The organism is Pedobacter sp. AW31-3R (genome assembly GCF_052180285.1).
Taxonomy (GTDB): domain Bacteria; phylum Bacteroidota; class Bacteroidia; order Sphingobacteriales; family Sphingobacteriaceae; genus Pedobacter.
Window position 1 is genome coordinate 4,907,378 of record NZ_CP197475.1, and the last position, 13,054, is coordinate 4,920,431.

General features: G+C 38.3%; 11 protein-coding genes. 10 read left to right on the forward strand and 1 reads right to left on the reverse strand.

Annotated features, from left to right (window positions below; all coding sequences use genetic code 11):
• Positions 1-27 precede the first annotated feature (27 nt).
• The 7 genes from ACSBL2_RS20130 (at position 28) to ACSBL2_RS20160 (ending at position 8,709) form a co-directional block, all read left to right on the forward strand.
• A complete protein-coding gene (locus ACSBL2_RS20130) occupies positions 28-711 on the forward strand; it encodes a TolC family protein (RefSeq protein WP_442588350.1) in 684 nt (227 codons plus the stop codon).
• A 25-nt stretch (positions 712-736) separates the two neighbouring features.
• Entirely contained in the window at positions 737-2,884 is a 2,148-nt protein-coding gene (locus tag ACSBL2_RS20135) for an exopolysaccharide transport family protein (protein WP_442588351.1), read from the forward strand.
• A 56-nt stretch (positions 2,885-2,940) separates the two neighbouring features.
• Positions 2,941-4,401 (forward strand): O-antigen ligase family protein, encoded by a 1,461-nt coding sequence (locus ACSBL2_RS20140; RefSeq protein ID WP_442588352.1) that lies wholly within the window; start codon positions 2,941-2,943, stop codon positions 4,399-4,401.
• Between the two features lie 160 nt (positions 4,402-4,561).
• Positions 4,562-5,122 (forward strand): acyltransferase, encoded by a 561-nt coding sequence (locus ACSBL2_RS20145; RefSeq protein ID WP_442588353.1) that lies wholly within the window; start codon positions 4,562-4,564, stop codon positions 5,120-5,122.
• 10 nt (positions 5,123-5,132) lie between these two features.
• Positions 5,133-6,341 (forward strand): glycosyltransferase, encoded by a 1,209-nt coding sequence (locus ACSBL2_RS20150; RefSeq protein WP_442588354.1) that lies wholly within the window; start codon positions 5,133-5,135, stop codon positions 6,339-6,341.
• Positions 6,342-6,383: 42 nt separating this feature from the next.
• On the forward strand, positions 6,384-7,541 hold the full coding sequence (locus tag ACSBL2_RS20155) for a glycosyltransferase (protein WP_442588355.1): 1,158 nt from the start codon (positions 6,384-6,386) through the stop codon (positions 7,539-7,541).
• A 31-nt stretch (positions 7,542-7,572) separates the two neighbouring features.
• Positions 7,573-8,709 (forward strand): glycosyltransferase family 4 protein, encoded by a 1,137-nt coding sequence (locus tag ACSBL2_RS20160; RefSeq protein WP_442588356.1) that lies wholly within the window; start codon positions 7,573-7,575, stop codon positions 8,707-8,709.
• A gap of 1 nt (position 8,710) precedes the next feature.
• Here the strand turns inward: ACSBL2_RS20160 and ACSBL2_RS20165 are convergent, their stop codons facing one another.
• Complete coding sequence (locus ACSBL2_RS20165) at positions 8,711-9,538, reverse strand: glycosyltransferase family 2 protein (RefSeq protein WP_442588357.1); 828 nt, start codon at positions 9,536-9,538, stop codon at positions 8,711-8,713.
• A 231-nt stretch (positions 9,539-9,769) separates the two neighbouring features.
• On the opposite strand from ACSBL2_RS20165, the gene ACSBL2_RS20170 reads away from it, so the two are divergent.
• The 3 genes from ACSBL2_RS20170 (at position 9,770) to ACSBL2_RS20180 (ending at position 13,020) form a co-directional block, all read left to right on the forward strand.
• The gene (locus tag ACSBL2_RS20170; RefSeq protein ID WP_442588358.1) at positions 9,770-10,345 is read left to right on the forward strand and encodes a gluconate 2-dehydrogenase subunit 3 family protein; all 576 of its coding nucleotides are present in this window, start codon (positions 9,770-9,772) and stop codon (positions 10,343-10,345) included.
• A 6-nt stretch (positions 10,346-10,351) separates the two neighbouring features.
• The gene (locus ACSBL2_RS20175) at positions 10,352-12,046 is read left to right on the forward strand and encodes a GMC oxidoreductase (protein WP_442588359.1); all 1,695 of its coding nucleotides are present in this window, start codon (positions 10,352-10,354) and stop codon (positions 12,044-12,046) included.
• A gap of 116 nt (positions 12,047-12,162) precedes the next feature.
• Positions 12,163-13,020, forward strand: a complete 858-nt coding sequence (locus ACSBL2_RS20180; protein WP_442588360.1) for a beta-1,6-N-acetylglucosaminyltransferase — start codon at positions 12,163-12,165, stop codon at positions 13,018-13,020.
• Positions 13,021-13,054: the final 34 nt, after the last annotated feature.

Consider the following 13,054-nt stretch of genomic DNA (forward strand, 5'->3'; position numbering starts at 1 on the left):
ATGATAACCTATTTAAAACATTTTAAAATGAAACAATTTTCCGCACTCACACTTCTTATAGTCGCCTTTTTTTCATTGGAACTACGTGCACAGGAAACGATTATTGAAGATATCAATTACGCAACTCTGGAAAAGTATATAGCAGCAGCTAAAGATTATTACCCAAGAAGAAAACTACTCAATACAAAGGCTGAAGGAATTAAAACAACTATTCCAATGAGTACTTTATCCTATCTTGATATATTTAACGTATCTTATTTTTACAGGCCAGATAAAAGCAGTGATGCGATAAATCCTTCGAATCCTTATACCGTTAATGGATTTCAGTTTGGAGTCAACCTTAATCTTGGCACTTTTCTTCAGAAACCATACGCTACAAAAAGAGCTAAAGCAGAATATAAAGTAGCTAAACTTGAAGCTGAAGAGTACGATAATACCCTGGTTCTGGAAGTGAAAAGAAGATATTATGCTTATATTCAGCAAATCGGCCAGTTGAAAATCAATACACAGAGTGTACAGGACAATAAAAATGTTGCTGACAACCTGAAATATAAATTTGAAAAAGGAGAACTGGGGCTGGATGTGTACAACCAGTCAAGAATCAACCTTGCAACGGCAAATACTTCCAAACTACAATCTGAAGTAAGCTTTTTAGAAGCTAAAGATGCATTAGAAGAAATCATCGGTTGTCCGTTATCAGATATTAAATAGTTAGTTACATATTTTATCCCCACCTATGGATTTTAAGGCATTGTTAACACATTTTAATAAATATAAATGGTTTATTATTATAGTCCCTATTGTCACGCTGACAATAACCTATTTCATGGTAAAAAACCTGCCTAACCAGTATAGTTCAGAAGCGCAAATATCTACAGGCCTCGTGGACCAATCCAAACAGGTTGCTACGGAACAAAACATGGATTATTTTAAACTGAATCAACAGTTTTCTAATATCATTGAGAAAATGAAACTTAAGAAAGTGATGAGCATACTTTCTTATGACCTGATGATCCATGACCTAGAAAATCCTAAAAGCCCATTTAAAAAATATAGTCCGAAACTGGATTCATTAACCTCCGTCCAAAGGACAGAAGTTATCCAGCTCTTTAAAGCAAAGTTGCTGACCAAAACGAGTCTTTCCGAAGCGGATAACATAAAATATCCATTATATGCATATGTCACTTCAATGGGTTATGACGAAGAAACAATCAATAAAAAACTAACCATTGCGCATAGCGATGGTAGTGATTTTATCAATGTAAGCTATGTTTCAGAAAATCCGGCATTATCGGCATTCCTAGTGAACACATTGAGTACAGAATTTATTGATATTTATTCCTCAGATGTAAATTATAACCAAAACAACTCGATTGCACTGCTGGATTCACTGCTCAAAAGAAAAGAGGAAGTGATGAATACTAAAAATGCAGCACTCAAAAATTTTAAAGAAGCAAATGGAGTACTTAACCTGGATAAACAGTCTGCTACAATCTTCGAACAGATTACCCAGAATGAAGCAAGTAAAGCTGAAGCCCTGAGACAAATCCAGGCGAATCAGGGAGCCATATCGGCTATTGAGGCAAAACTACGTGGCTCAGACCCCTACGTGAATTCAAATACAGCCTCCCAAAACCGTCAGATCGTAGATATTAATAATCAATTGAAAATTGCAAACGACAGATATATAGATGGAGGGTTCAAAGCATCAGATAAAAAGAAGATAGATTCTTTAACAGCTTTGCGTTCTGCTAAAACTGCCCAAAACTCAGATGATAATATCGTAGATCCTACTGCATCTAAACAAAGTTTGATCCAGCAGCGTGCAGCACTCGGCATTGCAATGGACCAGGCAAAAAGCAGTATTTCTGCTATTGACAGGGAACTTAGTCAGCTGAGAGGAAAATATAATGCAATGGTACCTTTCGATGCGGGTATCCAGAACTATGAAAGGGATGCTGAACTGGCCACCAAAGATTACATGGATGCGCTAAACCGATATAATCTGACCAGGACAGAACAGAATATAGGTCTTAAACTCAACATTGCTCAACTTGGACTTATTGGCCCTCCTGAACCTTCAAAAAGAATTTTGTTTATGGTGTTGGCAGGCTTTGCAAGTTTTGCGATCTGTCTGACAGCTATTGTGTCATTATTTTACCTTGACAATACCATTAATACTTCAAAACAATTATCAAATGCGACAGGATCTCCTGTAATCGGGACTTTAAATCAAATAGATAATGAAAGGATATCCATCAAAGATATCTGGAAGAATCAGGATAATCCAAATTACATGACCTTTAAAAATTTGTTAAGGTCACTGAGACTGGAAATTACCAATCACCTGGAAGCAGACGGAAGTAAAATTATTGGGATTACCAGTTTAGCGACAGGTGAAGGTAAATCTTTTATATCCTCTTGCCTGGCATACGGATTTTCAAAGACAGGAAAGAAGATTTTATTAATTGGCGGTGAGGATCAAACGATAAAAAATGCAAATATAAAAGATCTTGCCATCGTTGAGAATTTTGAAACCTTCCTAATTAAGAGAGAAATCCATGCAGACGATAATGACCTGATCACCATCTTTAAAAAGAATGCAGACAATACCTCTTTGTTGGAAAACCAAAGCTCTAAAAATCTGAAAGCTGGTTTTGAAGTTTTAAGGAATGAATTTGATCTTATCATTATCGATGTGAACAGCTTGAAAGAAATTAATATTGCTAAAGAATGGTTGCTGTTCACGGAAAAAAACATAGCCGTTTTTGAGGTTGGAAAGACGCTATCAGAAACAGACAAAGAACATCTGCAATACTTAAAGAAACAACCTGGGTTTATAGGATGGGTTCTGAATAAGATTAAGATTGATGATAAAGCCTAATCATTACCACAACACATTCACCTCATGATTTTTTTATCCTGATAACCAAAAGATAAATGGAGAAAGCGTTTGAATGGAATAAAACAGACAGATTAAGATTTATTTTAACTTCAATAGCAATACTTATCTCCCTGAGTATTTGTTTTCTTGTGGTTGATGTTGGGATTCTTCTGCCCATAGCTGTTATTGCCGTTTCCTGCCTTATTGCAGTCCAGATTAGTTTCATCAGATGTCCTAAGATGGCCGTATGGCTGATGGTCTTCTACTGCTTTACCTTTGGCATCGTAGGCAGGGAAATCCCTGGCAATTTCCCTGCCGGAACATTGCAGGAAGGGATTCTGTTGCTCGGTTGGCTCACCCTATTGTTCACAGCAAGTAACTATAACTGGAAAGCCTTAAATGTCGACCTTTTTTACCTGATGGCCATCTGGTTTATTATCAGTGTAATGGAGGTAGCCAATCCCGCAAAAGCCAGTTTTCAGGGATGGCTTCAGGAAATACGTGCGGCCGCATTATATCCCTTTCTCATCGTCCCGCTGGCACTCATGCATGTCAAAACCAGAAAAGACCTCAATACATTTTTGTATATGATCCTGGGTTTATCCTTACTGGCTACCATCAACGGAATTAAACAGCTATATATAGGGCCATCTCCAGGTGAAACCCGCTATCTTGCTGCCGGAGCTTATATTACCCATATCATATGGGGCAAATTACGCGTTTTCTCCTTTTATAGCGATGCTGGACAATTTGGTGCATCACAGGCCCATATCGCGCTAATTGCTATGGTCCTGGCTTTGGGGCCATTCAAGCTATGGAAAAAACTTTTATTGGCTGTTGCAGCTGTATTAATGATCTATGGCATGCTGATCTCTGGAACCCGTGGTGCTTTATTTGCACTGATTGTCGGCGTTTTCCTCGCCATTGGCTTAAGTAAAAATTTTAAGGTTATTTTTATAGGTGGTTTTTTTGTTTTGTTTTGCCTGTTTATCCTGAAGTTTACCCATATCGGAGATACCAACTATCAGATTTTCAGGATCAGATCTGCCCTGGATCCGAAAGAAGCATCGCTCAATGTAAGGCTCACAAATCAGTTGATCCTGAGAGATTATCTGAGTTCAAGGCCATTGGGAGGAGGATTGGGGGTGATCGGCGTATGGGGAATGGAGTACAATAAGGATAAATTCCTTTCAAAAATACAGCCTGATAGTTATTGGGTAAAGGTATGGGCTATGTATGGAATCGTCGGATTTACCATCTGGTTCTGTTTTATGATGTATATACTTGGTAAATGTTGCGGAATTGTATGGAGATTAGAAGATAAGGGCCTACAGGTAAAGGCCACAGCCCTCACTGCTGGTTATGCCGGCATATTATTCTGTAGTTATGGAAATGAGGTCATCAATACGGCTCCATCTTCATTTGTGGTCTATGTATCCTGGGTTTTCATATTCCTTTGTCCTAAGCTCGACAGGGAAATAAAAGAAGAAAAATTAAGAGTGTTAAATACGAAATAGTTATGCCATTTGAAATATTTGCTGTCCCAGCCCTGATATGCGGACTTATAGGTTTTATCAGGGGATTGAATTATAAAAATAAAGATTAATTGAACAGCCTATGTCCATTGTTACTAAAATAAAATCTAATCCAGCGTTAAAGCAATTTTTCCACAGATTAATGATTCCGGCCAATGAACATCGCCCAAGATTTTGGGTACGCGTTTTTGTGAATCCATTTTTTCATAAAAGAGGAAAGCATGCTATTATCAGGAACAGAACCAGACTTGATGTTTTCCCCTATAACCAATTCAACCTGGGACAACAGTCTGTGATAGAAGATTTTTCTACAATTAATAATGGCGTGGGCCACGTTAATATCGGTAATCATACTATAATAGGTTTAGGAAATGTAGTCATTGGACCTGTAAACATCGGAAATGATGTGATGATGGCACAAAATATTGTCGTATCTGGGTTAAATCATGGATATGAAGATGTAAGTATCTCACCCCGTCTCCAAAAGGAAAGCTGTAAACAGATCATCATTTGTGATGATGTCTGGATTGGCGCAAATAGTACGATAACTGCAGGGGTAACCCTGGGTAAGCATTGTGTCATTGGTGCTGGAAGTGTAGTCACCAAAGATGTCCCTCCCTTTTCTGTAGCAGTAGGAAATCCTGCAAAAGTTATTAAATCCTACAATACGGCTTCAAAGCAATGGGAAAAAGTTACACGATAATTGAGTTGACATGAGAGAAATCATCACAGGAAGAGATATCATCGTTATCGGACAGCAACCTTGGGATACTGAGATTGGCAGTAACTGCAAAAATATTGCGCTTGAATTTAGTAAACATAACAGGGTGCTATATGTCAACTCTCCATTAGACAGAATTACGCTGCTCAGGCACAAAAACAATGAGAAAGTAAAAAAAAGGGTGAGTATGATCAAAGGTGAGCAGGAAAATTTGATAGAAATTCAATCCAACCTTTGGAATTATTATCCAGATTGTTTACTTGAATCCCTGAACTGGATCAATAGCACTCTCATATTTAGCCTGCTGAATAAACGAAATAATAAAAAACTTGCACGTTCTATAAAAAAAGCAATCAAAAGACTGAACTTTAAAGATTTTATCTTATTCAATGATAATGAGATCCTCAAAGTTTACTATTTAAAAGAATTATTGTCCCCTTCTATTTCCATTTACTACTCACGCGACAACATGGTTGCGGTGGACTACTGGAAAAAACATGGACGGGTTTTAGAACCTAAACTCATTGCAAAAAGTGATATTTGTGTAGCAAACTCTACTTTTCTAACGGAGTATTGTGCCACCTATAATCCGGATTCTTATTATGTTGGACAGGGCTGTGAACTGGATCTTTTTGTAAAGAATGATCAATTGCCCCTATTGCCGGAATTAAATACCGCAAGACGGCCATTTATAGGGTATGTTGGTGCACTCCAAAGCATCCGGTTAGATATGGATATCCTGATGCATATTGCGTCTGAAAGACCTGAATGGACCATCATCCTTGTTGGACCGGAAGATCATAGTTTTGCCAACAGCAAACTTCATGATTTCAAAAATATCATGTTTGTTGGTCTTAAACCCGTTGAAGAGCTCCCTGATTACATCAATTTCTTCGATGTGTGTATTAATCCCCAATTATTAAACGAGGTAACTATCGGAAATTATCCACGTAAAATTGATGAGTACCTTGCCATAGGTAAACCAGTCGTAGCTACAGCTACAGTGGCCATGAAGTCGTTTGGCGATTTTGTATATCTAGCAGAGACTAAAGCGGATTATATCAAACTCATAGAAAAAGCCCTTGCTGAAGATTCAGAAGAATTACAGGACGCCAGAAGGACTTTTGCTTTAGAACATACCTGGGAAAACAGTGTCTCACAAATTTATTCCGCTATATCATTACAGCAAGTTAATCACTAATCATTCCTATTGCTTATGAAATTTTTACCTTTTTTTTGGATTGTGATTCAAGTGTTAATAGGAATTAACCTCATCATCCCCTTACTACTTTATTTTCTTCGGATATTCAGGAAGAAATTCAGCCCTTCAGCCCAATCAAAAGATTACGATTACGCTATCATTGTTACGGCCTATGAGCAAACAAATTTATTGCCTTCGGTCGTAAATTCTATCCTTAAACTAAATTACGTCAATTACATGGTCTATGTAGTGGCCGACAAATGTGACATCAGTAACTTACATTTCAATAATGACCGGGTCATACTGCTCAGACCTGAAGAAACACTATCCAGTAATACCAAATCCCATTTTTATGCCATAAAAAACTTTGTCCGCCCTCACGAAATCCTCACAATCATCGATAGTGATAATCTGGTTGATCCGGAATACCTCAATGAATTGAATAAGTTCTTCGCGGAGAAATTCATTGCCGTTCAGGGCGTACGCCAGGCAAAAAACCTGAATACTACTTATGCTTGCCTAGATGAAGCCGGGGATATGTATTACCGCTTTATAGATAGAAAATTACTATTTGAGGTAGGATCTTCTGCATCACTAGCTGGTTCAGGAATGGCTTTCACGAGTAATTTCTACAGGGAATGCCTGGAAAACCTGAACATTGAAGGCGCAGGTTTTGATAAAGTGCTCCAAATGGAAATCCTGAACAGGCGGCAACGTATTGCTTTCGCAGAAAAAGCAATTGTTTATGATGAGAAGACTTCCAAATCAGCACAACTGGTTAACCAACGCGCCAGATGGATAAATACCTGGTTTAAATATGCAGGTAAAGGTATACATCTGATGGGTAAAGGTTTAAGTCATGCAGATTGGAATCAGTTTTTATGTGGGCTGGTATTTTCAAGGCCTCCCCTGTTTATTATTGTCGCCTTAACAGGTATATCTATCCTTGTAGATATCTTTTTCTGGCCACAGCTTCTGTTATACTGGCTATTTGTTATCATCGGTTTCTTTTTTGTATTTTTTATCGCACTTCGGTATTTCAAAGCTCCAAAGTTAGTGTATACCTCCCTTCTTAGAATTCCACTTTTCATCTTTTTCCAGATTCTCTCCTTATTTAAAGCCAAACGAGCAAATGAAATTTCCACGGCAACAGTTCATTATTATGATGGAGAAGAGGAAAAGAAAAATAAACCTAATTAATATTCGCCTTCAATAAACTATATTCGCTCCTATGATACCACAACGTAAGATCAAGATATTGCAGACCATCAGGCAGGGAAAAGTTGGGGGCGGAGAAACCCATGTACTTGATCTGGTAAACGAACTTGACAAAAACAAGTTTGAATCGGTTATCTTATCTTTTACAGAAGGTCCAATGGTGGATAAACTGAAGGCAGACGGTTTTAAAACCTATGTTGTGCCAACGGAAAAACCATTCAACTATAAGGTCTGGAAAGATGTCAAAAAAATATTGGTCAATGAGCACATCGACCTGATCCATGCACATGGTACCAGGGCAAATTCAAATACCTTTTCCAGTGCCAAAGCACTTAAAATTCCAATCATATATACTGTTCATGGATGGTCATTCCACCCTGATCAAAATCCTTTGGTAAAATTGATCCGCACACTCAGTGAACGTTTTCTGGTAAGTGTGGCACACCGTACGATATGCGTGTCGCAAAGCAACCTGAACGAGGGCAAACAAAAATTCCCTATGCCAGGATCGACGGTAATCGTGAATGGGATTAATCAGATAAAATTTAATCCCGACCTGGACTATGAAGATGTAAGGGCTTCCTTTGGGATAGCAAAAGATGAAATTCTTGTAGGTTACATCGCCAGAATTACTGCACAGAAAGCACCACTAACATTTTTAAAAGCTATCAGTAAAATTCCCGCCACCCAGAAGGTAAAATTTCTCATCGTAGGAGATGGCGACATGAAAAAAGAAATGGTTGAACTGGCAACCAGTTTAAATCTCCTTCCCCGTATTGTTTTTGAAAATTTCAGAAGTGATATCCCTGCGATATTAAACGGAATTGATATATTTTGCCTTCCTTCTCTTTGGGAAGGTCTTCCAATAGCACTTCTGGAAGCTATGGCCATGCGTAAAGCCATCATCGCAACTGCGATTGATGGGACGAAAGACTTGGTATCGCACATGGAGGATGGAATCCTCATTCCAATTTCCGATCCTGAACAGTTAGCAGCAGCTATAGAACTCCTAATAACTGATCCGGAGTTAAGAAGAAAACTCGGAGAAAATGCGGGAAAGAACATCAAAGAAAATTTTAATATTGCCACCATGACCCGAAAGGTAGAAATGGAATACATCAATGTGTTGGCGGACAGGAAGCTGAAGTAGCTTATTTCTTTTTCTTATAATGACTTGGCCTGAGGTATTTGTGCAGCCTGTCAAGAGTAGCTACAAAAAAACCTCCGTCCAGAAGAATTCTTCTGTCCGTCGTCCAGACAATACTCCTGTCCAACGTTACCCAATACAACTTCCCAAATCCCTTTCCACGCAATTTAAAAGCTAACCAGCCATCTTCATTATTACCTTGCGGATGATCAAAACCATTCACAGCTAAAATCTGTACCCGACGGCAGGCGGAATTAAATCCATATACGTTTAAAGCTTCCTCTTTATAAAGTTGTATAATTTTTCTGTTCAGGTCCGCAAAATACTCATAGAAAAAGTATACTAACCTGGATGTTTCACCAATCGGTATAAAAGAAAACTTCCCATAGGTAAGACAAACGGACTCATCTGCTATTAATGGGGCAACCATATCATCGATCCAAGATGCCGGATAAATGGTATCAGCATCTGCATTCAGTATATATGTACCTTTAGCAACGGCAAGTCCTGCATTTCTGGCATTTGTAATTCCCTGTTTTTTTTCATCAATACAGATTACTCCGCTATTCAATGCGTATTGTCCCGTTAAATCCTTAGAGTTATTATTCACCACAATTACTTCAACGGCATGCGATGTCGTGCTCAGTGAAAGTGAATACAGTGTTTTCAATAAATTTTCCTCCTCATTATATGCAGGGATAATCACTGAAATTAAAGGCTCACCAGTATTCAAATTACTGAAATTTTCTTTAATACGGCTAATCTCCTTTTCCAGTACTTCTTTGTCTTTATTTAGCCTGGTAATGGATTCAGGGATTAATAATGGTCTCATATATTATTGGTAAATATTCTTTGAATACGATTTAAAGATAATATATTTAGGTAGATTCTATAAAAAATCTAGTTGAATTGTCTTTCTATAGAACGATATTTACACCTTATCAGATCATAAACTACAGCTAAACACATTGATTTGATGTATTTTAGAGTCTTTTTAACCCGGGTAAATGATAAATTTTGTATATAAATTTAATTCTGCTAAAGTATTCAATTCAATAATTGCATGAACAGAAGGTCATCATTAAAGGGTATTGCCGCGTTCATCGGCCTGGGAATATCTTCATTTTCCATCTACAAATGGCAACGGTTTAAACAGCCGCCCAACCTGGAAGGTTTGCTGCTAAAGAAAGCATTAATTGCCGAAATTGCAGAGGTGATCATTCCAGTGACAGATACACCAGGTGCAAAAGATGCACATGTGGAAGACTTCATCCTCAATATGATATGTTACTGTACAGAAGCCAAATCCCAGCACATCTTTATGAATGGTCTAGATGACTTCGAGGAATACACACAACGTAATTATTCGAAAAATTTTCTGCAATGCAGTACCAGTGAAAAAATCGATATCTGTACTTATTTCGAAGATCAGTCCTCCTATCCCTTCGAAATATTGAATAAAGTCAACAATAAATTTCTTGGAAAGCCTTTTTTTGTCAGATTTAAGGAGCTGACAGTGGAGGGCTATTGTACCTCAGAGATAGGTGCCACCATAGGCCTTGCCTATGATTATATTCCGGTAAATTATCAGGGTTGTATTCCATTGGCCAAAAATCAAAAATCCTGGGCCACAAAATAAAGTTATATGTATAAAACCGGTAAAGGAAAAGAACAAGCTACCTACGATGCTATCGTTATCGGATCTGGTATAAGCGGAGGCTGGGCTGCGATGGAACTCTGTAAAAAAGGCATGAAAACATTGCTATTGGAAAGGGGAAGAAATGTAGAGCATATTAAGGATTATACCACTGCCAACTTAAATCCATGGGATTTTAAATTCCGTCTCAACAGCTCAAATGCCGAAATAAAGGAAAATCCGCTCCGCTCAGGATACTCAAATGCTGGAGACAAAATGTTCTTTGCCAATTTTAACGATCATCCCTATGTGGAAGAGCAGCCATTCAACTGGATAAGGGGTTATCAAGTTGGTGGCAGATCATTGACCTGGGGACGACAGTGTTATCGCCTCAGCGATCTTGATTTTACTGCAAATTTAAAAGACAACATCGGGGTAGACTGGCCACTGCGTTATAAAGAAATCGAACCCTGGTATAATTATGTGGAACAGTTTATCGGGGTCAGCGGCAAACAGGAAAATCTTCCTCATCTTCCTGATGGCCGTTTCCTTCCTCCTATGGAATTAAACTGTGTAGAACAACATCTTGCCGATTCCTTAAGAAAAAGTGATCAGAACAGATTGCTTACCATTGCAAGGGTAGCGAACCTGACCAGGGGATGGGATCACCGGGGTCCCTGCCAGAACAGAAACCTCTGTTCAAGGGGTTGCCCTTTCGGCGGTTATTTCAGCAGCAACAGCTCTACTATACCTGCAGCATTCCAAACCGGCAACCTGACTTTAAGACCATATTCTATTGTCTCTGAAATTTTATACGATGAACAAAAAAATAAAGCAAGCGGTGTCAGAATAATAGATACCCTTACCAATGAACATTTCGAATACCATGCCAAAGTAATTTTCCTGAATGCATCAACAATTGCTACTGCAGGTATATTATTAAATTCCAGATCCCACAGATTCCCTGATGGATTTGGAAACGATAGTGGAGAGATCGGTCATAATTTAATGGACCATCACTCTTCAGCAGGTGCAAGGGGTGTACATAAAGGATTTCAGGATACTTACTACAAAGGCCGCAGGCCTTGTGGATTCTTAATACCCAGGTTTAGAAACCTTCAGGAAAATGAAGGGCATGATTTTATCAGGGGATATAATATTCAGGGCGATGGGGAACGTGAGGAATGGCAAAGTCTTGGAGGAGTACCCGGATTCGGAGCAGAGTTCAAGAAACAGCTCAGTACTCCGGGCGACTGGTCCATCTGGATGGCTGGATGGGGCGAATGTCTTCCTTACCATGAAAATAAGGTTAGCCTCCACCAAACAGAAAAAGATAAGTGGGGCCTGCCAAAAATGGTCATCGACTTTGCTTTCAAAGACAATGAACAGCAAATGATGAAAGATATCAGCCATTCTGCAGGGGAAATGCTGGTGTCAGCAGGATTTACTTCGGTCGATACTTTCAACTATAAAAAACCGGGAGGAGACACTGTACATGAAATGGGCACAGCTAGAATGGGAAGGGATCCTGGTACATCTGTATTGAATGCAAACAATCAGATCCATGCAGCGCCTAACGTATTTGTTACAGATGGAAGTTGTATGACTTCTTCAGGTTGTCAAAACCCCTCTCTAACTTATATGGCATTAACTGCCAGGGCATGTGACTTTGCTGCTAAAAGCCTAAAAAGCGGTAAAATCTAAAGATTTATTCATTTTTACCTTAAAAAATTGTAGTCATTTAACAGATTAAATATATATTGGACTAGTTTTTAAACTTAAAAGTATACCGCTCCCGGCCTTAATTAAAAAATGACATTATGCGCATTGCCCACCTCATAGTTGCCCACAAAAATCCGAAGCAGCTGGAAAGGCTAATATCCGCTTTAAACCATCAGGACTCTGATTGTTATATACATTTAGATAAAAAGGTTGACATCAGGTCGTTTGACTATTTAAAACAGCTTAGTAATGTTCATTTTGTAGAGGAAAGGATACGATGCAACTGGGGAGGTTACAGTCTGGTTCGTGCGATGCTCAAATCTATCGAACAGATTAGGAAAACCAAAATCACATATGATTTCATCAATCTCCTCAGTGCACAGGATTACCCGGTCAAACCTGTCAATGAGATTCATGACTTTTTTGAGAAACACATAGGTAAATCATTTATATCATTTGATATCAGTAATGATACCAAATGGTGGAAAGCGGCCGCAGCAAGATATAAAAAATTCCATCTTACGGATATGAACTTTAGAGGAAAATATTTTATTCAGAATCTATTGAATAAGATGATGCCTGAACGTATATTCCCTTTAGATTTAAGACTGTATGGAAGCAGTAATTCCACCTGGTGGACTATAAATTATGAAGTGGCCATTTATATGGCTGAATTTTTGAATAACAATTCCGAACTGACCAGTTTTTTAAACTATACCTGGACTCCTGATGAATTTGCTATCGCAACCTTAATAATGAATTCACCGTATAAGAATGAAGTGATCAATAATAATTACAGATACATTGAATGGAACGCAGGAGAAGCACATCCCAAAACACTATTGACAAATGATTATGAGAAGATCATTCAGTCAGATATGTTATTTGCAAGAAAATTTGATATTGATGCCGATCCCTTTATTCTGGATAAGATTGACAAACACATTACCGATTAAATAAAACTAAATCCCCCTGTCTAAGCCCGTAAAC